Here is a 20,448-nt window from a genome sequence, read left to right as displayed (position 1 = left end):
CGTGAGCGCCGTGCCGATGCCGTCGACATTTCCCCGTCGCGGCACATTCAGTGACAATCCCGAAGATTATGCCGAGAGCATTCGCGCAATCTGCGCGCAGCGCGATCGATGGCTCGCCTACGGCCTGAAGGCCGGCCCCTCCGACAGAACAGCCGCGGAATCGGCTGTGGCACAGCTGTATCGAAGATCGGGGCGTCCTGAGCCGAAATTCGTGTGGGTGGCATCTCCTGCAGCCGCCGCCGAATTCATGACATCTCGACCGATAGCGGACAGCGCAGGTGCAGGCTCCCTCATCGCATCACTGCTGTCGAGTTCACGCCGACGGATGGACCAGCGAATCGATCGACGACAGATCGAATGGCCACAGCAGTACTACTACTCCGACAACAATGCACAGCGTGATCTGCAGGCGCGTATCGATGTCGCACGCCGCTCACCGACAGACGCGGCCCGCGCCGGCATCAGTCCCGATCCGATCATTCGCCGAACCGTGCGAAAGTCTCTGCACACCAGCCTCTTCGATGGAGCGGCCACGGCTGTCCGAACCCTCGCTCCGCACCCCTTCGGCACCGTCAGCTGGTACGGACAACAAGAAGCCCATCGCGTCGCCTACTACGACATCTATCGCTCTTTCGGCCTCATGACGTTCGGCCGCGAGGACAACGAGCTTCTCGACATTCAATCCGCCCTCATCGAGTCGACGGGATGGTGGTGGGCGTTCGACGACATCGCAGTGATGTCCGAACGGCCGACGGCTCTGCACACCGAACCGATTCCCGATCCGGTGCACGGCGAAGTGCGACTGCATCATTCGACCTTCCCCGCGGTCGAGTTCGGCGACGGCAGCGGTGTCCATGTCCTCAACGGGACAGTGATTCCCGCTTGGGTGATCCATGATCCGACGGTCGAACGCATCACCGTCGAACGCAACGTCGAGATCCGGCGAAGCGCCATCGAACGGATCGGCTGGGACTTCTATCTGGACCAGGCCGGTTTACGACTGGTCGACACCGACGACGACCCGGGTAACCCAGGCTGCACCCTGCAACTGTTCGCCACCCCCGCAGGCTGGGGAGACGAGGGTCGAATACTGCTTGCCGTCAACGGTTCTCGCGAACGAGACGGGAAGCGCCGACGCTACGGGCTTCGCGTCCCCGGCGCATTCTCGTCCGCGGTCGATGCCGCGGGCTGGACCTACGGTCTGGCCGGAGCCGATTACGGCCGACTACTCCGCAGAACCTGACCCCAACCTGACACCACACCCCGACCACACACCCTTACAACACACCCAAGGTGACAAAACATGAACTCGAACATCACGCTGTCCGCACTGACCGACCTCACCGGCCTCGACGTATTCGACTATCTCGACAAGGAGATCTCCGTGCCCGTCATCGACGGCCTGCAAGCCCAGGGCGATCTGATCGTCGTACCGTACGTACTGCTCGACGGCATAGTCGTCCCCACCGAGCAGACCCGTCGCGAGGACGTGCCCTTGACGGGAATCGAACTGCTGCGCAGCGCTGCGGGCGGCAACCCGCACAGCCTGGTCGCCGACGGCGGCATCTGCACGTGGCTCAGTCCCGTCCACGACGTCCGAGGTCTCGCCCTGGGAATTCTGGCCAACTCGCAGACGGCGTACCTCATTCACCCCGAACACGGAGCCACCGGAATCGCTCCGGGTCGATACGTCATCGGCCGTCAGCGTGAAGGCGGACAGGGCGGCTGGTTCCATGCGCCTCAGTTGATCGCCGACTGAGAATCAGTGGCTCGCATCACATTGTTGCCGAAGTGCTAGGTCCATCTCACAAAGCAATCTTCGGTAGTAAGTGTGACGTTGTGTACCACTAAGGTTCGCGACATGACTGCTGTCGTCGTTGCGACTCATCCATGACCGGCTCCCCCTCGCCGGTCCAGAACCGACTCCTCGGAATCGGTCTCGTCGTACTCATCGTCATGTTCGTCGGGTGGAGCGTCACCTCGTACAACAAGACGTTCAAGGACGTCGTGACGGTCTCCCTCGAGACCGATTCCGTCGGGAACGCACTTCCCCGCAACGCAGACGTCAAGGTTCGCGGCATGATCGTCGGCGAAGTGCGATCGGCGACGACGGCCGGTGGCGTCGTGACGTCGGAGTTGGCCATCGAACCGGACATGGCCGAGATGATTCCGTCGAACGCCACCGCGCGACTGCTGCCGAAGACACTGTTCGGCGAGCGATACGTCGCGTTGGAGTTGCCGGACGGCAGGCCCGGGTCGCCGATCACCGAGGGAGCGGTGTTGAAGCAGGATCGCAGCGGCAACGCCATCGAGGTCGGACAGGTGCTCGACGGCCTGTTACCGCTGCTCCAGGCCGTGCCACCGGAGGATCTGTCGAACACCCTCGGTGCGCTGGCACAGGGTCTGAGCGGTCGCGGCGAGGAACTCGGCCTCACGATCGACCGACTCGAGAACATATTTGCCGGGCTCAACACCGAGCTTCCGGCTATCCAGGAGGACCTGCGCGGACTCGCCGACTTCTCGCAGACCTACGCCGACGCGGCACCCGAACTGATCGACGCACTCGACAACCTGCGGACCACCGGCAACACCGTCGTCGAGAAGCGCCCGGCACTCGAAACGCTGTACTCCTCGGTCACGTCGGCCTCGAGCACGACCGCTGACTTCCTCGACGCCAATGCCGCCGACATCATCGGACTGGCCGCGAACTCACGCGAGGCGCTCGAGGTGTTCGCCGAGTTCTCCCCGGCTGTCGGCTGCACCGTTGCCCAATTCGCCGAGGGTGCCAGACGCGGCCGAATCGTCACCGGCGTCGGCGACGAGTATCCCGGCATCAACGTCTCGATGCCTTTCGTCAACCCGAAGGGGCGGTACCTGCCGAACCAGGACGAACCGCGACTGTTCGAGCAGAACCGGCCCCCGAGCTGCCCCAGCCCCCTCGACCGTTCGGCGGGCGAATACTTTCCCCAGTACTCGGGCGGCTCGTCCAACGACGGCTCGTACCAGGTGCCGTCGAGAAACCCCGGTCAGCAGGACCTTCCGTCACTTCCGGCTCCGCAGCTCTCCCCCGTACCGGCTTCGTACGCGAACTCGGTCACCGAGCAACAGACCTTGGCCGTCGTCTACGGCGGGGCCACTGGAATCGAGCCCGACGCAGTGCCGTCCTGGACCACGACGGTCGGCGCTCCCGCACTCAGAGGAACGCAGGTCACGTTCAGGTAGGACCTACTGATTGAATGGACCGCAGACCCCGTCGACGAGCGCGGCGGGTAACGATTCAGGAGTACACACATGCCAGCCGATACGAACACCGCCGGATTTTCCATCCAGTCCAGCAACGACGGGCGCGCAGCCGTCATCGCGGTCGCCGGTGAACTCGACGTCACCACGGCCCCCGCGCTGTCGTCCGCGATCGAAGCGCAGATTTCCACCACACCGGCTGCCCTGATCGTCGATCTGAGCAAGGTCTCGTTTCTAGCCTCGGCTGCCATGACCGTGCTGGCGTCGACGCAGAAGGATCACGGAGACACCGTTGCCTTCTCGGTCGTCGCCGATGGGCCGACCACCAGCCGCCCGATCAAACTGATGGGTCTCGATCAGGAATTCGCGCTGCACGCCGATCTCGCGTCAGCTCTCGCCGCTCTCGACTGACGCCACTCCCAGCGCCATCACTGCTGCGTCGTCGGCCAAGCCGTCGCCGAAGCTGTTCAGCAGTACCCGTAGGTCCTCGACGATGACCGCAGGCGACGCCGGGGCATGGGCCGTCGCGAATTCCAACAGCGCGCCCTCGTCGTCGTATCGACCTGTGCCCACCTTGGCCTCGGTGAGGCCGTCGGTGTAGAGCATCAGGGTGTCGCCCGCGCTCAACGTCACGGTGGCAGGCACGAAGCGCGCATGACGCAGAATCCCGACGAGTTGCCCGCCCGTCATGTGGACGTAGTGCGCACTGCCGTCGGCACGCATCACCAGTGGCGGCGGATGACCGCCACTGGCCATGCACACCTCGAATCCATCGGCCGAACGACTGAGCACCCCGAACACCGCCGTGCAGAACTGCGCGTTGTTCTCGCGGAATTCTTGGCGCAGAACCGAATCCAGATTGTGCAGTACAGCGACCGGGTCGTGGTCGTACACCGCGGCAGCGCGCAGGGTGTACCGCGTCAACGACGTCACGGCTGCAGCCGACGCACCCTTGCCACACACGTCGCCGAGAAAGAATCCCCAGCGATCGTCCGACAGCGGGAACAGATCGTAGAAATCTCCACCCACCTCGTCGCTCGATGCCGCGTGATAGTGCGCGGCAGCGGTCATTCCCGACGGCGGCAGCAGGGCAGGCGGCAGCAGCGACCGCTGCAGTGTCTTGGCCAGCAGCTCTGCTCGCGTCCGGGACTCGAGCAACTCGCGTTCGTAGGTGCGACGGTCCCTGGCGTCGAGCGCGGTGATGCGAATGAGCACCGGCGTGTCCGACTCGTCGGTCTTGACGTTCGCGGTCATGAACACCGGCAGCCGACGTCGATCGGACGTCACGAAATCGAGCGCGATGCCGTCGAGCTGACCGTACATCCGCAGAATCGGACCGAAATGGGTCTCGTAGTGGATGCGGCCACCGGCGGTGAGAAGTTGGGTGAAGTCGGTCCCGATCAGGGCGTCGACCTCGAAGCCGAGCCAACCCGCCAGCGTCGCGTTCAGCCTCGCGATCCGCATGTCGGGATAGACCGACAGGTAACCGCACGGCGCGTTCTCGTACAGGTCCTCGATGTCCAGCTCGTGCATTACGCCGGTCTCACGAAGGCCGCAATCGCCTCGGCGGTCTGTTCGGGTTGAGTGACGTGCGGGCAGTGCCCGCTGGCGTCGAGCGTCTGCAGAGTGCTGCCGGCGATGTGTTCGTGCACGTATCTGCCGACCTGCGGCGGAGCCAACGAATCCCGTGCGCAGTCGACGATCATCGTGGGCAGGGTGACCCCGGCCAGATCGGCGCGATTGTCGGACAGAAAGGTGGTGCGGGCGAACACCCGTGCGCACTCGGGATCGGTTCGGCAGAAGCTCGCGGACCACATGTTCTCGAGATCCGGCCGATCCGGCGCATTGACCACGATCGGTGCCATCGAAGCGGACCAGCCCAGATAATTGCTGTCCAACGACTCGAGCAGCTCGTCGATGTCCTCGCGGCTGAAACCGCCGCGATAGTCACCGTCGTCGATGTATCGCGGAGACGGCGTCAGGAGAAAGAGCTTGGAGAATCGCTCGGGTGCCGCCTGAACTGCGAGAACGCCCATCATCGACGCCACCGAATGCCCGACGAACGTGACGTCACGAAGGTCGAGTTCCTCGGCGATGTCGATGATGTCGTCGGCGTAGGCCTCCAGCGGCGCGTACTTGTCGGCATCCCAGGCCGCCGGGTCCGACGCTCCTGATCCGACGTGATCGAAGAGCACGACCGAGAAATTCGGGGCCAGGATGTCGGTCACCGAGCGCCACAGCGTCTGGTCACATCCGAAGCCGTGAGCCAACATCACCACGGGACCGTCGGCAGCCCCCACGACCTTGACGTTGTTCCTGATGCGCGCACTCACCCGCACAGTCTGTCACCTGGCTACGACAGCGGGGAGTGAGACTGCCCCGACCGGGTATGGCCTGTACCTACAGAAACGAGAAATCTCATGCGAGTACTGGTCACCGGTGCAACCGGATACATCGGATCCCGGCTGATCCCGGTCCTTCTCGAGCAGGGCCACGAGGTGCACGCGGCCATGCGCGATCCGAGCAAGAAATCACGTTTCGCCTGGGGCGCGCACGTCACCGCGGTGCACTTCGACCTCGACGATCACGAGACCTTCGACACCGCGACCGAGAATGTCGACGCCGTCGTCTACCTGGTGCACTCGATGGACGAGGGCGACTTCGTCGAAAAGGATCGCCACGCCGCGCAGTCCATGGCCGCCGCCGCCGAGCGCAACGGCCTGCGCCGGATCGTCTACCTCTCCGGCCTCATCCCCGACGACGGCACCCCGCTGTCCGATCACCTGCGCTCTCGCCTGCAGGTCGAGGAGGTGTTCCTCGACAGTTCGGTCGACGCCACCGTGCTGCGCGCGGCGATCATCCTGGGTTCCGGATCGACGTCGTTCGAGTTGGTGCGTCGCATGACCGAGCGTCTACCGCTGACACCGATTCCGACGTGGATGCGCAGGCAGGTGCAGCCCATCGCCGTCGTCGACGTGGTCGCCATCATCGCCCGCGCCCTCGGCGACACCGCACGCCCAGGAACGTTCGACATCGGCGGAACCGAAACGATGAGCTACCCGGAGCTGCTGCAGGCATACGGCAGCGTTGCCGGTCTGCGTCGCGCACAGATTCCGGTGCCGCTGTTGCCGACGGGATTGGTGGGGCGCGCCGTCGCCATCATCACCGGCATGCCTCCCGGCACGGTGATCTCGTTGGTCGACAGCCTCACCCACGACATGGTGGTGCGCCGCGGGAACGCGGCAACGGAGGTGTTCGCCGAGCCCGGTACCTCGCTGATGAGCGTCGAGGAAGCACTGGAGCGTTCGATCACCGTGACCGCCGAGGAGGGCACCGATGCCCACGCCGATCCCCAGGCTGCCGCCGACACCGATCCCGAGTGGGCAGGAGGGGTCGTCGACATCGTCGACGGCCAGGTGCGGCAACGGCCGTCGGGCATCCTCGGGAAGGCTCAGCTGGGGGCTACCCGCTGACCGATATCGGCGTAGTGGTGGGCCCACGGCACGGCTCGTTCCAACTGTCCGGCCAGTTGGACGAGCAATGCTTCGCCGCCCAGCGGAGCGGTGAAGTGCGCACCCATCGGAAGTCCGCTCGGCGTCCAGTGCAGCGGAAGCGACAGCGCCGGGCGGCCGGTGACGTTGGCCAGTTGGGTGTACGGAATCCACGAGATGTTGTCGTCGATCATCTGGTCGACGATGCCGGTGTGCCGAAGCAGACCGGCGGTTCTACTGCGCAACAACAAGTCCGACGCCATTTCCAGTGGCTTCGCGAGATCGAATGCACCGATCTTGGGCGGTAGCTCGGCAATCGTCGGGGTCAGCAGCAGATCGTAGGTCTCGAAGTACGTGGCCAGAGCCCGCACGTGCACGTGGCGACCTTCCACCGCCTGGAGGTAGTCGACGCCACTGGCGGATCTTCCCAGCGCCGCCATGATCCGGGTGTCCCGCTCGAAAGAGTCGTCACCGCAACCGGTTCGACGCTTGACCTCGTCCATCTCGTAGGCCAGGTAGGTGAACCAGGCCAGCAGGAACTCGCGATTGAGGCGGGCATCGTCGTACGGCGGGGCGTCGAGAAGTTCGACGGTGTGGCCGAGTTCGGTCAGTGTCTTGGCGGCAGACTCCATCGCAGCGACGGCCTGCGGATCCGGGCTCGGATTCACCGACGTCGCCGCATACATGCCGACTTTTAAGGCCTTGGGGTCCTGCTCCGTCCGTGACAGGAAGCTCCCGTCCGGCCGGGCGGGCGAGTAACCGGACGTCGCCTCGCCGCCGGCCAACACGTCGAGCATCGCGGCGGTGTCGCGTACCGATCTCGACACGACGCCCTGCACTGCCGCTCCGTGCATCGCCTCACCGAACGTCGGTCCCGACGGCACCAGCCCGCGGCCGGGCTTGAGGCCGACGAGCCCGCAGCACGACGACGGAATGCGGATCGAACCGCCACCGTCGCTGGCCCCTGCCACCGGGACGATCCCGGCCGCGACCGCAGCGGCCGATCCGCCCGACGAGCCACCGGGAGTTCTACTGTGGTCCCACGGGTTTCGAGCCGGGCCGAACACGGTCGGCTCGGTGATTCCCTTGGCACCGAACTCCGGGGTGTTGGTCTTGCCGAAGATGACCAGGCCTGCGTCGAGCCAGCGCTGCACCACCGTTGCGTGCTCGGGCATCGGCAGATTCGTCAACGAGCGGGATCCGCTCGCGGTGGGCACCCCGGCGTAGTCCTGCGAGAGATCCTTGATCAGAAACGGCACACCGGCGAACGGCCCGTCGAGCGTTCCCGTCAATTGCACGTCCGCCTGCTCCGACATGAGGCGCACGATCGAATTGAGCGAGGGGTCGATCGATGTGGTGTGTGCCAGGGCACAATCGAGCAACTCGCGCGGCGTCACCTCACCGTTCGCTACCAGTTCCGCCAGGCCGAGGCCGTCGTACTTGCGATACTCGTCGATACGCATGGCGTCAGCCTAGGTCCCGGGACCGTCGCCGGAGTGCCGAACTCGCAGTTGTGCAGGGATTTCGGCCCGATATCGTGCACAACTGCGAGTTCGACGAGGCGAGGGTCAGAACGGGAACGTATGCGCGTGGTCTCGCACGGTGAGCCACTGCCACTGCGTGAACTCGTCCCAGCTGCTCTGGGTACCGAATCGCGCACCGTTGCCCGAGGCCCCGGTTCCACCGAAGGGTGCGTACGCGTCGTTGTTGAGCGTCTGGTCGTTGACGTGCACGATGCCCGTGGTGAGTCGATCTGCCAGGTGCCTGCCCCGGTCGGCCGATCCGGTCTGGATCGCCGCCACCAGACCGTATTCGGTGTCGTTGGCGACGGCAACGGCCTCGTCTTCGTCGCGCACGACCACGACGGGAGCCACCGGGCCGAAGATCTCTTCGCGGAATGCCGCCATCGACGAGGTGACCCCCGCGAGAACCGTCGGCGCATAGAACAATTCGCGGTGTGTCCCCCCCGGCGCGAACCTCCGCTCCGGCCGCCACGGTCTCGGAGACGATCCGGTCCACGTTCTTCAGCTGCGTCTCGTTGATCAACGGTCCGAGTGCAACCTGTTCGGTGAACGGGTCCCCCACCGGCAGGTTCTTCGCCCGAGCGGCCAGGCGATCGAGATACTCGTCGGCCACGGACTCGAGCACGATGTGCCGACCGGCCGTCATGCACACCTGACCCTGGTGCAGGAACGATCCCCACGCGCCCGCGGAACTGGCCGCCTCCAGATCGGCGTCGTCGAGCACGATCAATGCGTTGTTGCCTCCGAGTTCGAGGGAGATACGTTTGAGCGTGCGTCCTGCTGCCTCGCCGACTTTCCGGCCGACGGCGGTGGATCCGGTGAACGAGACCATGCCGATGCCCGGGTGCTCGGCAACCGCGGCTCCGGGCTCGGCGTCACCCGGCAACACGTGGAACAGACCGTCGGGAACACCGGCTTCCTCGAAGAGACGGGCGAACAGCACCCCACCGGACACCGCGGTCTGCACGTCCGGCTTGAGCACCACGGCATTACCGAGGGCCAGTGCAGGAGCGACAGCGCGAATCGACAGGATCTGCGGAAAGTTCCACGGACTGATGACACCGACGACGCCGATCGGCACGCGACGGCCGATACTCGAACGCCCGGCTTCGCTGGTGGGCAACAGATGCCCGTAGGGCTGAGTGGGCAGAGCCGCCGCTTCCCACAGTTCGCCGAGCACGAGACCGACCTCGAAGGCGGCCTTCCCCGGAACCGACCCACCTTCCCGGATGAGCCATTCCTCGAATTCGCCGCGGTGCGCATCCAGCGTCTTCGCGATCTCCCGGATCACTGCCGCACGCTCATGACCGGGTAGGGCCGCCCACGCCGGTTGCGCGGCGCGCGCCCTGGCCACGGCGTCGTCGACGTCAGTGGCGTTCGCCAGACCGATCTCACCCAAACTCGCACCGGTCGCCGGCTCGACAGTGGTCGTGGTCCCACCACCACCCGCACGCCAACCGCCGCTGTAGATCTGGCCGTGCCATTCGGTACCCAACAGAGTGTTGCTCACGTCGAATCTCTTCTCTCTCGTATTCGTTGTCTCGAAATGCCCTGCAGCTCAACCGATGAGATCGGCGGCCTTCTCGGCGACCATGACCGTCGCAGCATTGGTGTTGACACACACGACCCGCGGGATCACGGATGCATCCACCACGCGTAGGCCGTCGATGCCGTGCACCCGAAGGTCCGGCCCGACGACGGAATCCGGCCCTGTCCCCATGGCACAGGTACCCACCGGGTGGTAGTAGGTCCCCGTGCCCCGAGCGACGTAATCCCGCAGCGCAGCATCGGAATCGACCTCGGCACCGGGAAGTACCTCGGTCAGCTCCCACGCCGCGAACGCATCGGTCGCCGCGATGGTGCGGGCCACCGCAATGGCGTCGACCAGACGATCCACGTCCGACGCCGCAGTCAGATAGGCCGGGTCGATCAAAGGCAGATCGTCCGGATCCGCCGATGCCAGTCGAACACTGCCGCGACTGTCGGGCACGGTGGTGACACCGAACGTGATGCTGTCCTCCGGCGCACGGAGCGACGGTTGATGGAACGGCACATGAATGAACATCAGTTGCATGTCCGGACCGTCGAGCTCGTCGTTGCTGCGCCACAGCATCGACACCTCGGCGTGGTTCGTGGTCGCAAACGGAACCGGTTGCGCTGCCTCGTACACGACACTGCACAGAGGATGGTCGTGCAAGTTCCGTCCCACACCGGGGAGATCGTGCACGACGGCAATGCCCAGCTCCCGGAGCTCCTCGGCCGGTCCGATTCCGGACAGCAGCAGCAGTCGTGGCGAGTCCACGGCTCCGGCGCTCAGAACGATTCTCGTGCCGCGCCGACGCGGTCATCGGCTCGCCGTCACGTCGGTACCTCACCGCGACGCAGCGGCCGTCCTCGACGACGAGGGACTGCGCTCTCGATCCGGTCGACACGGTCAGGTTGGGGCGATGCGCTTCGACCGGTGCCAGGTACGCCGATGCCACGCTGAGACGGGCACCGTCCGAGATCGCCAGATCGTGCCACCCCGCACCTTCCTGCTCGGTGCCGTTGAAATCGTCGGTGATCGGGTGGCCGGCCTCGGCGGCCGCCTCGAGAAATGTCTGCGACACCGGATTCGGCGAGGACGACGGAGCCGGGCGCAGCGGGCCCTTGTCGCCGCGAACCTTGGCGTCTCCGCCGATCACGGTCTCGGACTTCATGAAGTACGGCAGCACCGCGTCGTACGACCACGATTCTCCTGCGACCTGCGCCCAGGTGTCGAAATCGTTGCGATGACCGCGGAGGTGAACCATCGCGTTGATGGAACTGCTGCCGCCCAGAGTGTGGCCCCTCGGCCAGTTGTGGGCACCGCCGCCTGCTGCGTGCTGCGGAACCGTGTCGTAGGAGTAGTCCACGTTGCTGCCCCAGAGCGATGGCCAGGCCGGCGGGACGGCGAGGTCCGGATGATCGTCGCGGCCACCGCTCTCGAGCAGCAGCACTGTCACATCGGGGTTTTCACTGAGCCGTGACGCGAGTACACAGCCGGCGGATCCGCCACCGACAATCACGTAGTCGAATACTTGGTCCATCTCGTTCGATCCTCTCGCAAGTGACCGGCACCACACCGGTAGAGCACCAGTGTGCGGAGCGCGGAGGCGTCGCAGTTGACGATTTCCGCCCTGGTTCTTGCCGATTCGCGTCGAATGTCGGCGGATCCGTTGCCGAACAACCTCGTTCGCGGCCAGAGGGTCAGCGCAGCGCCGCACGTTCTGCAGACGGGCTGCGACCGAACCTGCTCTTGTAGAGCCGACTGAAATGCGCCGCATCGGAGAAGCACCAGCGCCCGGCAACGGCACCGACAGTGGACCTCAGCGTTCGATCCGCAAGCAGGTCCCGCCTGGCACCGTCGAGTCTCATCTCGCGAATAGTTGCTGTCACAGTGGAACTCTCGTCGCCGAACAGGCTGTCCAGACTGCGCACGGACATACCGAACGCACTGGCAACGGACTGATGGCACAGCGCGGGGTCCAGGAGGTGTCGATCCAGGTAGGTGAGGACCGCCAGTTTCCTCGCCTGCTCCCCCGGTTCGTCGAGAACGATCTGTGCGTCCGCAGTGAGGGCACTGCTGATGAGGCTGAGCCCGGCATCGGCGAAGCGCAGAGCCGAGCCGGGATGGATCGAGTCGTCGGCGGCCTGCGTCAGCGCAGCCCGGACGAAGGACTCGAGCACGGCACCGGGACCGGAACCGATGTCGTGCGCATGCTGCATCGCGCCGTCGATCCACCTCTGCGGCAGGCGAAGAGCGTTGGGCGGGAACACCATCACCGCACAGCGCCACTGACCTTCCAGCCGCAGATCGTAGGCACGCCGAGTGTCGTAGATTCCCAGCTGCCCCGGCCGAATGACCAATTCGTGCTCGCCCTGACGCACCACCGCTCGACCCTGCAGCTGCACACAGACTTTCACGGCGTCGGTGGGTAATCTCTTGACCGCCGCACGGGTGCGCCGGACCGTCTGGGGTGAGCCGTTGACCTCGAACGCACCCAGCTCACCGAGCGTGACGCCCTCGATCGACCCGGTCAACGGACGATCGTCGATGTGCTCGGGTACGAGCCCGGCGAACACGTCGCCGAGCTCGTCCCGCCACTGCTCACCCTGCCACACCACGATTCACCCCGCGGCGATGTCCGAAGGGTGCGCGGCGAGCGGAGTCACGTCGATGCTCATGTACGGAAACAGCGGCAGATTCCACAGAATCTCGTGGAGTCGCTCGTTGTCCCGCACATCGAAGATGCTCAGATTCGAGTACTGGCCCACGAGCCGCCAGATGTTGACCCATTCGCCGTCGCGCTGCAACTGCTGCGAGTACGCCTTCTCTCGGGCGAGAGTGTCGGTTCGCACGTCCGCATCGAGATCCTGCGGGAGTGCGACGTCCATCTTCACTGCAAACAGCATGTCGCTCAGGCCTTGTCGAGAACGAAGTCGTAGGTGACTTCCTGTCCGCCGTCGACGTCGTGCGGGTCGAGAATGAGCTCGGGCTTGACCGCACTCGCGACGTCGTCGTCGTTGTGGGCGTCGCCGGGGAAATAGAGCTGGGTGGTGATCTGCTGGTGGCCTGCTGCGGCGACCTTGAGGTGCAGGTGCGCCGGACGCCACGGATGCCAACCGGCAGCGGAGATCAGGTTTCCACACGCTCCGTCGGTCGGAATCTGGTACGGCGCCGGCTTCATCGTGTGAATCCAGAACTGTCCCTGATCATCTGCAGTGACCGTGCCGCGCAGGTTCCACTCCGGGATGCCGGGTGCGAACTGCGAATAGAAGCCGTCGGCGTCGGCATGCCAGATCTCGATGACTGCATGGGGCAGGGCGGCACCGTCGACACCGCGGACCTGCCCTTTGAACAGCAGCGGGGTGCCTTTCTCGCCGTCGCGGGTGGGCAGGATCGCGGCGGAACCGAGTTCGGGTGCATCGGGAACGTAGTAGGGGCCCTCGATGGTGCCCTTGCTGCCCTCGCGGGACTCTCCTGCCACCTCCTCGACGACGTGTTCCACCCATACGTCGAGGAAGAGCGGCCACTCTCCGGTCTGCCCGACGTTGATCAGCCATGCCTTGAGGGCGTTGTACTCGTCGTACGTGACCTTGTGTTCGCGGACGGTGTCGTGGATCGCGGAAATGACCTGGCGAGCAAGCAGACTCACGCGCTCGGGTGGGGTGTCGGCAGCGGCCTGCTTGTCGGAGGTGAAGCGCTGGGTGGCGTTCGCGCCGGACGCGGCGGCGGTGGCCACCTCCGCGGACAGATCTGTCGATGCTGCGTGGTCGATACTCATGGTGAAACTCCTCGTTCTCGGGGCTAGGTGTCGATGCGGTAGGTGGAGAGTTTGTGGGGGTCGATGTCGATGCCGTGACCGGAACCGGTGGGGACGGTGAGTTCTCCGTCGCGGATCTCGAGCGGCTCGGTCACCAGGTCGTCGCTCATGTCGAGGAAGTTCGAAAGTTCCCCGGCTCGACGCGACGTCAGGTCGAAGGCGGCACCGAAGGCAACGGTGCAGGCCGAGCCGAGTTGACCGTCGATCTGGTTGCCCATCACCACATCCAGGCCGAGGCCCTCGCACAGGTGATGGATTCGCGTCGAGTCGGTGAACCCCGTGCGGGCGGTCTTGATGCTCACCGCCGTCGCCGATCCTCCGAGGATCTCGCGAGTCACTTCGGCAGGCGTGGTGGCCGATTCGTCCGCGACGAAGGGGACATCGAGTTGCTGCACCAGCCAGCGGCGACCGAGAACATCGTCGGCCGGGCACAGTTCCTCGGCGAGGGTGAGTCCGAGATCGGCCATGTCCTTCATGGCGCGTGCCGATTCTGCAGCAGTCCAGCCGCGATTGCCGTCGACGTACAGTTCGACGCCCTCGCCGAGACCTTCCCTGAGCGCGCGCACGACGGCGGTGTCGAGGGCTACGGGCCGGCGACCGACCTTGATCTTGAACACCTCGATTCCGTAGGTCTCGCGCATTCGAGTCGCCTCGTCGACCATCGCTGCCGGAGTGTCGAATCCGAGCATATGGCTCACCCGCATCCGGTCGGTGTATCCGCCGAGCATCTCGGTGACGGACAGGTCGAGGGTGCGGCCGAGCGCGTCCCAGACGGCCATGTCGATCGCAGCCTTCGCCACCGGGTTGCCCACGGTGCGGGTCAGCCTGGAACGAATCACTTCCCGATCGAGCAGGGTCAGTCCGAGAATCGCTGGGGTGAAGAGGCTTTCGATTACCGCGACGATTCCGCGCTGAGTTTCGCCGTAGGTGAAGGGACGCGGGGGCGCGTCTGCGGTGCCGACGATACCGTCGTCGGTGTGCACTCGAACCAGCACGTGCTCGGCGGCGTGCACCTCTCCGCTGGCGAACTTCAACGGCTTGACATACGGAATGCTGTACGGAATCGCCTCGACTGCAACGATCTTCATAGAACTGCCTTCGGGTCGGGTGATGGAGAAAGCGTGTCGACGCGGGGCAGGACCCCGGCCTCTTCGAGAGCGCCGACCAATGCGTCGACGAGGGCCGACGGTCGGTCGCGATGCCAGGCCAATGCCAGATCTATGGTGCTTGCGCCCGCGATGTCCCGGAAGACGACCCCGGTGAGTTGCAGTGCTCGGACGGATTCCGGAACGAGAGCCACCCCGAGCCCGGCAGCGACCAGGGCCAGCAACACGGACGTGTCGGGGGCCTCGTGCTCACGCCGGGGGCTGAAACCCGCTGCGCGGCAACTACGTAGAACTGCCTCGTTGACCACCGAATGCGAGTCCGCGTACATCACGAAGTCCTCGTAGGCGAGGTCGGCTACCTCGAGTGCGGCCTCGGCGGCGTACCGATGGTCGACGGGCACTGCCAGCAAGAGAGATTCGGTGGTGATGGTGCGGATGACCAGATCGTCGCCCGCCACGGGCGGCCGCAGTACCGCCACGTCGAGTTGCTCGGAGCGCAGCCCCTCCACCTGAGCAGGAGTGAGCAGATCCCCGTGGACCTCGAGTGCGAGCCCGGGCAGGCGCTGCTTGATCGCTCTGGCGATCGGCGGCAGCTGATCGAAGGCAGCGGTACCGGTGAAACCGATACGAACCAGCCCGTAGCGCCCCTCGGCGATGCGTCGAACACCGTGGGTGCTTCGCTCGATGTTCTCCAGGTTTCGGACCGTCTCGCGGTAGAAGAACTCCCCCGCAGGCGTCAGACTGACCTGCCGTGTGGTGCGAGTGAGCAGCGTGACGCCGAGTTCTGCCTCGAGTTGACGAACCGACTGGGAGAGCGCCGGCTGCGCCAGATGCAGGCGCTTGGCAGCCTGACCGAAGTGGCACGTCTCGGCCACCGCCACGAACTGATACAGGTGCCGCAGCTCCACGGTGACTTCCTCTCCGATATCGCGTTCCGAGCCGAAGTACTCCTCGGCGTGACCCTGCCCACAGTAAGCCGCACATCCATCGACGGCAAAGACCTATTTCCGGTCGATTGATAAGTGAAAGCGATCAATAGGCACCCTGGTCGAGCCTAGGCAAAGCCCTGGTGTGACCGGTGCCACTCGGTGTCAGAGTCGGAGACAACCGCCACGCGACTTGCACCGCCGCGGAATCGAACGACAGCGAGGACACGACCATGACGGAAATCTTGGATCAGGCGCACGCCGCCATCGACGGAGCGGTGATCGACGATGCCGACGCCGGCATCTATCGAGCCAATCGGAGCATCTTCACCGACGAGGAGATCTTCGAGCTCGAGATGAAGCACATCTTCGAGGGCAACTGGATCTACATCGCCCACGAGAGCCAGATTCCGAACAACGGCGACTACTTCACCGTGCACATGGGTCGTCAGCCGGTGGTCATCACCCGCGACAAGGACGGGGAGCTGCACTGCCTGATCAACGCCTGTGCGCACCGTGGTGCGATGCTCTGCCGCCGGAAGACCGACAATCGCCCCACCCTCACATGTCCGTTCCACGGCTGGACTTTCCGCAACGACGGCACACTCCTCAAGGTCAAGGATCCCGAGGGTGCCGGCTATCCGGATACGTTCGATGTCGACGGCTCGCACAACCTCACCAAGGTGCCGAGGTTCGAGAGCTACCGAGGGTTCCTGTTCGCCAGTCTGAACGACGACGTGTCGACGCTCGCCGAGCACCTCGGCGACACCACCAAGGTCATCGACATGCTCGTCGATCAATCACCGGACGGTCTCGAAGTACTGCGGGGTTCCTCGACCTACACCTTCGACGGCAACTGGAAGGTGCAGGCCGAGAACGGTGCCGACGGATATCACGTCAGTGCCGTGCACTGGAACTATGCCGCGACCACCTCGCGGCGCAACAACGGCGAATCGAAGAACACCACCAAGGCCCTCGACGCAGGCGGCTGGGGCAAGTCCGGTGGCGGCTACTGGTCCTACCCCAACGGGCACCTGTGCCTGTGGACGTGGGCCGCCAACCCCCAGGATCGGCCGCTGTGGGACCAGATGGATGCGCTCAAGGAGCAATTCGGCGATGCCAAGGGCGAATTCATGGTGAAGGGCTCACGCAACCTGTGCCTCTACCCGAACGTCTACCTGATGGATCAGTTCAGCACCCAGATCCGGCACTTCCGCCCGATCGCGCCGAACAAGACCGAGGTCACCATCTACTGCATCGCACCCAAGGGTGAAAGCAAAGAGGCTCGGTCGCATCGGATTCGGCAGTACGAGGACTTCTTCAACGCTTCCGGCATGGCCACCCCCGACGACCTGGAGGAATTCCGCTCCTGCCAGCTGACGTTCCAGGCGACCAATGCGCCGTGGAACGACATGAGCCGCGGTGCCGAGCACTGGTTGACCGGGCCGGATCCAGTGGCCGAGGCACTGGACATGCACGGGGTGATCTCCGCGGGAGTCAAGAACGAGGACGAGGGACTCTTCCCCGTTCAGCACGGCTACTGGCGCAGCACACTGCTCGCTGCCATCGACAGGACAGCTACCGAGAGCCGGGTGAAATGACATGACCTCCACCGAAACTCGCATCACGCAGAGCGCGATCGAGCAGTTCCTCTACCGCGAGGCCCGATACCTCGACGACCGGGAGTTCGAACTCTGGCTCACCTGCTACGCCGACGACGTCGAGTACTGGATGCCCTGCTGGGGCGACGACGATCTGCTCACCGAGGATCCGCAGACCGACATCTCGCTGATCTACTACGAGAACAAGGGTGGCCTCGAGGACCGCGTGTTCCGCATCCGCACCGAGCGCTCCAGTGCCACCTCGATTCCCGAGCCGCGCACGAGTCACAACATCAGCAACGTCGAGGTGATCGAACGCCGAGGCGACCTGGTCGATGTGCGTTTCAACTGGCACACGATGTACTTCCGATACAAGACGATCGATCCGTACTACGGGACGTCCTTCTACACCATCGACTTCTCGGGCGAATCACCGTTGATCCGCCGCAAGACCGTGGTGCTCAAGAACGACTACATCCACCACGTCGTCGACATCTATCACTTCTGATCAGGAAAGGAGACCCCTCGTGAGCCATTCCGTCGCACTGTCCTTCGAGGACGGCGTCACCCGATTCATCACCTGTTCCGACGGCCAGACCGTCGCCGACGCCGCCTATCGGTCGCGAATCAACATCCCCCTCGACTGCCGGGACGGGGCGTGCGGAACCTGCAAGGCACTGTGCGAATCCGGCGACTTCGACGGCGGCACGTACCTCGACGACGCGCTCAGCGCCGGCGAATCGGAGCAGGGCTACTGCCTGCCGTGCAGCATGACTCCGAAGTCCGACCTCGTACTCCAGATCGCCAGCACCTCCGCGGTTGCGAAAACCCGAGCGGCGACGCACGAAACCGTGGTCACCGCAGTCGATCGACTCTCACCGACGACGGTCCGCCTCGCCGTCGAGGCACCGCAGGGCGACGAACTCACCTTCCTACCGGGCCAGTACGTCAACATCACCGTGCCCGGGTCGGAGCAGACCCGGTCGTACTCGTTCAGCTGCGTGTCCGGGTCCGACGAGCTCGAGTTCCTGGTGAAGCTGACCCCCGACGGTTCGATGTCGACCTACCTGGCCGACGCCGCAGCCGTCGGGGACAAGATCTCGTTCACCGGGCCGCACGGCAGCTTCTTCCTTCGGGAAGCGCAACGGCCCGCGCTGCTGTTGGCCGGCGGAACCGGCTTGGCTCCCATCCTGTCGATTCTGCGCACCTTGGCGGCCGAATCATCCTCGCGTCCCGTGCATCTGGTTTACGGCGTCAGCACCGACGAGGACGTCGTGCTCCTCGACGAGCTGGCCGCACTCGCCTCGCAACTCGATGCGTTCACTTTCGATCACTGTGTGTCGGATCCGAACAGCACGGCCGCGAACAAGGGCTACGTCACGTCGCTGCTGAGGGAGGAGCACCTGTACGACGGCGATGTTGCCGTCTACCTGTGCGGTCCTCCGCCGATGGTGGAGGCCGTGCGTGCGCACTTCGCCGAGTCGGGAATCGAACCGACCGGCTTCTACTACGAGAAGTTCGCGCCGTCTGCCCCGGCCGTCGAGCGTCCTGATCCCGTCGAGGAGCCGATTGCTGCGGACTCCACGCCCGTTGCGGTCGAACGGGTTCCCGCGACGGGTGCCGAAGCGCAAGACCTCGTCACCGAGGACCGGCCTACCACCGACGCTCGATCCGTCTGCGGCCGAACGCTCTTCGATGCTCGCGACGAGAATCCCCTCCGCGCCGGCACTGCGATCTCGGCGAGCGACGAAGCCCTCGCCATCACCTCGATCGCCCGGCAGCGCATCGTCTCCCACGGCACCGGAAGCGCCGACCCACTCGACGAGGCCTCGGACGGTCTCGCCGTCACACCCGATGCCCAGTCGGTCGCCGGTCAACGCATATGGCCGGACCGAGATATCGAGCCGTTGTTCGACCGGGTCGAGCCTGCCGCAGCCACCGTCGACTACGAGATCGGCGAGGAACATCCTTCGGTGCACGAATCCGATGCGGTGTTCGAGGCCCGACGCGCACTCGAACTCGGCGCACTGGAGTTGGTCATCGGCAGGCTCAGCTCCCAGCAGATCGCGGGCTACCGATTGCTCGCGGAGGCCACCACCCGCTACGTGGACGGCGATCGCTTCGTCGACGCCGCCGCGTACACCGAAACCAACGCCGCCTTCCACGACTACCTGTTCACCCAGACACGCAACGAGCATCTGCTGCAAGCATATCGGGCCCTCGGGGTCGAAGCTGCGATGGAGGACGTGCTCCGCAACGCGACATGGTGTGACCCGTTGTGCGCCCAGGATCATCTCGACATCGTCGACGCTTTCGAGGCAGGCGACCGAGAACGCGCTCGCACCTTGATCGCCGACCATGCCGACCGCTCCAAGACCACGATGAAGCGTGCCATGCACGACTCGGCCGCGAGCAAGCGACCCAGATTCGTCAGCCCGGGCCGGTTCGCCGGGAAGGTCGTCCTGATCACCGGTGCGGCGCAAGGCATCGGAGAGTGCGTCGCACGCAGGATCGCCGCGGAGGGCGGCACCCTGATGCTGGCCGATCGCTCCGAACTCGTCGAGGAACTGAGCGCCGAGCTCGGCCGCGACGGCACCGAATCATCCAGTGTGCTGGCCGATCTCGAAACGTGGGCCGGTGCGTCGAGCGCCGTGGACGCGGCGCTGGCAGCGCACGGACGAGTGGACGTGTCGATCCATGTGGTGGGCGGGACCATCTGGGCCAAGCCGTTCGCGGAGTACCCACCGGAACAGGTCGAGAAGGAGATCTCGCGCTCGCTGTTCCCCACACTCTGGTCGTGTCGCGCGGTGATCCCGCACATGATCTCGAAAGGCACCGGAACCATCGTCAACGTCTCCTCGGTCGCGACCCGCGGAGTGCACCGAGTTCCCTACGCCGCGGCCAAGGGTGGAGTCAACGCCATCACCTCGGCACTCGCACTGGAGGCGGCTCCGCACGGGGTCAGGGTGGTCGCGACCGCGCCCGGAGGGACCGAGGCACCGCCGCGCCGAGTCGCTCGCGGACCTGCGCCGAGCACCGATCAGGAACAGCAGTGGTACCAGGCCATCGTCGATCAGACCGTCGACTCGTCCCTGCTCAAGCGCTACGGGACACTGGACGAGCAGGCCGCGGCGATCTGCTTCCTGGCCTCCGACGAGGCGTCGTACATCACCGGTACGGTGCTCCCCGTCGCCGGCGGCGACCCGGGCTGAGTGT

Annotated in this window: 17 protein-coding genes and 2 pseudogenes; 8 read left to right on the top strand and 11 right to left on the bottom strand. The window is 65.1% G+C overall.

The features are described from left to right. Position 1 precedes the first annotated feature (1 nt). The 4 genes from QM590_RS09895 to QM590_RS09880 all read left to right on the top strand — a co-directional run bounded on the left by QM590_RS09895 (position 2) and on the right by QM590_RS09880 (position 3,651). Entirely contained in the window at positions 2 to 1,243 is a 1,242-nt protein-coding gene (locus tag QM590_RS09895; RefSeq protein WP_411741321.1) for a DUF6745 domain-containing protein, read from the top strand. Positions 1,244 to 1,303: 60 nt separating this feature from the next. Beyond that, complete coding sequence (locus QM590_RS09890) at positions 1,304 to 1,759, top strand: DUF8820 family protein (RefSeq protein ID WP_068054403.1); 456 nt, start codon at positions 1,304 to 1,306, stop codon at positions 1,757 to 1,759. Between the two features lie 131 nt (positions 1,760 to 1,890). Beyond that, positions 1,891 to 3,222: an MCE family protein gene (locus QM590_RS09885; protein ID WP_269594714.1), complete on the top strand. Its 1,332-nt coding sequence runs from the start codon at positions 1,891 to 1,893 to the stop codon at positions 3,220 to 3,222. A gap of 69 nt (positions 3,223 to 3,291) precedes the next feature. Next, positions 3,292 to 3,651 (top strand): STAS domain-containing protein, encoded by a 360-nt coding sequence (locus QM590_RS09880; RefSeq protein WP_068054398.1) that lies wholly within the window; start codon positions 3,292 to 3,294, stop codon positions 3,649 to 3,651. Here the strand turns inward: QM590_RS09880 and QM590_RS09875 are convergent. Further along, complete coding sequence (locus QM590_RS09875; protein ID WP_068054393.1) at positions 3,628 to 4,773, bottom strand: PP2C family protein-serine/threonine phosphatase; 1,146 nt, start codon at positions 4,771 to 4,773, stop codon at positions 3,628 to 3,630. The genes QM590_RS09880 and QM590_RS09875 overlap by 24 nt on opposite strands. Beyond that, positions 4,773 to 5,573, bottom strand: coding sequence for an alpha/beta fold hydrolase (locus tag QM590_RS09870; protein WP_188078764.1), 801 nt, complete (start codon positions 5,571 to 5,573; stop codon positions 4,773 to 4,775). Before QM590_RS09870 ends, QM590_RS09875 begins: the two co-directional genes overlap by 1 nt. Before the next feature lie 87 nt (positions 5,574 to 5,660). On the opposite strand from QM590_RS09870, the gene QM590_RS09865 reads away from it, so the two are divergent. Beyond that, positions 5,661 to 6,713 carry an NAD(P)H-binding protein gene (locus QM590_RS09865; RefSeq protein ID WP_149407163.1) on the top strand — a complete coding sequence of 351 codons (1,053 nt, stop codon included), beginning with the start codon at positions 5,661 to 5,663 and terminating at the stop codon, positions 6,711 to 6,713. Here QM590_RS09865 and QM590_RS09860 read toward each other — a convergent pair. The 9 genes and pseudogenes from QM590_RS09860 to QM590_RS09820 form a co-directional block, all read right to left on the bottom strand. Then, complete coding sequence (locus QM590_RS09860) at positions 6,692 to 8,194, bottom strand: amidase (protein ID WP_269594715.1); 1,503 nt, start codon at positions 8,192 to 8,194, stop codon at positions 6,692 to 6,694. The two genes, QM590_RS09865 and QM590_RS09860, sit on opposite strands and share 22 nt — an antisense overlap. A gap of 105 nt (positions 8,195 to 8,299) precedes the next feature. Further along, positions 8,300 to 9,764, bottom strand: a pseudogene (locus QM590_RS09855) (benzaldehyde dehydrogenase). A 48-nt stretch (positions 9,765 to 9,812) separates the two neighbouring features. Then, positions 9,813 to 10,556, bottom strand: coding sequence for a GMC family oxidoreductase (locus QM590_RS09850; RefSeq protein ID WP_269594716.1), 744 nt, complete (start codon positions 10,554 to 10,556; stop codon positions 9,813 to 9,815). Between the two features lie 106 nt (positions 10,557 to 10,662). After that, positions 10,663 to 11,322: pseudogene (locus QM590_RS09845) on the bottom strand (GMC family oxidoreductase); the annotation flags it as partial. 160 nt (positions 11,323 to 11,482) lie between these two features. Beyond that, positions 11,483 to 12,400 (bottom strand): AraC-like ligand-binding domain-containing protein, encoded by a 918-nt coding sequence (locus QM590_RS09840; protein ID WP_269594717.1) that lies wholly within the window; start codon positions 12,398 to 12,400, stop codon positions 11,483 to 11,485. A gap of 3 nt (positions 12,401 to 12,403) precedes the next feature. Beyond that, on the bottom strand, positions 12,404 to 12,688 hold the full coding sequence (gene catC, locus QM590_RS09835) for a muconolactone Delta-isomerase (protein ID WP_068054383.1): 285 nt from the start codon (positions 12,686 to 12,688) through the stop codon (positions 12,404 to 12,406). Between the two features lie 5 nt (positions 12,689 to 12,693). After that, complete coding sequence (gene catA / locus QM590_RS09830; RefSeq protein WP_068054380.1) at positions 12,694 to 13,560, bottom strand: catechol 1,2-dioxygenase; 867 nt, start codon at positions 13,558 to 13,560, stop codon at positions 12,694 to 12,696. A gap of 23 nt (positions 13,561 to 13,583) precedes the next feature. Continuing rightward, positions 13,584 to 14,687, bottom strand: coding sequence for a mandelate racemase/muconate lactonizing enzyme family protein (locus QM590_RS09825; protein WP_269594718.1), 1,104 nt, complete (start codon positions 14,685 to 14,687; stop codon positions 13,584 to 13,586). After that, complete coding sequence (locus QM590_RS09820) at positions 14,684 to 15,613, bottom strand: LysR family transcriptional regulator (RefSeq protein ID WP_068054375.1); 930 nt, start codon at positions 15,611 to 15,613, stop codon at positions 14,684 to 14,686. The genes QM590_RS09825 and QM590_RS09820 overlap by 4 nt, the downstream gene beginning before the upstream one ends. 251 nt (positions 15,614 to 15,864) lie before the next feature. On the opposite strand from QM590_RS09820, the gene benA reads away from it, so the two are divergent. From benA to benC, 3 genes are read left to right on the top strand one after another with little or no spacing between them, the layout of a single operon-like run. Next, positions 15,865 to 17,232, top strand: a complete 1,368-nt coding sequence (gene benA, locus QM590_RS09815) for a benzoate 1,2-dioxygenase large subunit (RefSeq protein ID WP_094638972.1) — start codon at positions 15,865 to 15,867, stop codon at positions 17,230 to 17,232. A 1-nt stretch (position 17,233) separates the two neighbouring features. After that, positions 17,234 to 17,740 carry a benzoate 1,2-dioxygenase small subunit gene (benB, locus tag QM590_RS09810; protein ID WP_094638854.1) on the top strand — a complete coding sequence of 169 codons (507 nt, stop codon included), beginning with the start codon at positions 17,234 to 17,236 and terminating at the stop codon, positions 17,738 to 17,740. Then, positions 17,730 to 20,444 carry a benzoate 1,2-dioxygenase electron transfer component BenC gene (gene benC / locus QM590_RS09805; protein ID WP_411741323.1) on the top strand — a complete coding sequence of 905 codons (2,715 nt, stop codon included), beginning with the start codon at positions 17,730 to 17,732 and terminating at the stop codon, positions 20,442 to 20,444. Before benB ends, benC begins: the two co-directional genes overlap by 11 nt. Positions 20,445 to 20,448: the final 4 nt, after the last annotated feature.

The sequence above is a fragment of the Rhodococcus sp. IEGM 1372 genome, assembly GCF_030056835.1.
Taxonomy (GTDB): domain Bacteria; phylum Actinomycetota; class Actinomycetes; order Mycobacteriales; family Mycobacteriaceae; genus Rhodococcoides.
The sequence above is the reverse complement of the archived record's forward strand: the minus strand, read 5'-3'. Positions and strand labels throughout refer to the sequence as shown.

Coding starts and splice junctions, on each gene's coding strand:
- QM590_RS09890 (WP_068054403.1), top strand. CDS start 1,304: ATGAACTCGAACATCACGCTGTCCGCACTGACCGACCTCACCGGCCTC.
- QM590_RS09885 (WP_269594714.1), top strand. CDS start 1,891: ATGACCGGCTCCCCCTCGCCGGTCCAGAACCGACTCCTCGGAATCGGT.
- QM590_RS09880 (WP_068054398.1), top strand. CDS start 3,292: ATGCCAGCCGATACGAACACCGCCGGATTTTCCATCCAGTCCAGCAAC.
- QM590_RS09875 (WP_068054393.1), bottom strand. CDS start 4,773: ATGCACGAGCTGGACATCGAGGACCTGTACGAGAACGCGCCGTGCGGT.
- QM590_RS09865 (WP_149407163.1), top strand. CDS start 5,661: ATGCGAGTACTGGTCACCGGTGCAACCGGATACATCGGATCCCGGCTG.
- QM590_RS09860 (WP_269594715.1), bottom strand. CDS start 8,194: ATGCGTATCGACGAGTATCGCAAGTACGACGGCCTCGGCCTGGCGGAA.
- catC (WP_068054383.1), bottom strand. CDS start 12,688: ATGCTGTTTGCAGTGAAGATGGACGTCGCACTCCCGCAGGATCTCGAT.
- catA (WP_068054380.1), bottom strand. CDS start 13,560: ATGAGTATCGACCACGCAGCATCGACAGATCTGTCCGCGGAGGTGGCC.
- QM590_RS09825 (WP_269594718.1), bottom strand. CDS start 14,687: ATGAAGATCGTTGCAGTCGAGGCGATTCCGTACAGCATTCCGTATGTC.
- benA (WP_094638972.1), top strand. CDS start 15,865: ATGACGGAAATCTTGGATCAGGCGCACGCCGCCATCGACGGAGCGGTG.
- benB (WP_094638854.1), top strand. CDS start 17,234: ATGACCTCCACCGAAACTCGCATCACGCAGAGCGCGATCGAGCAGTTC.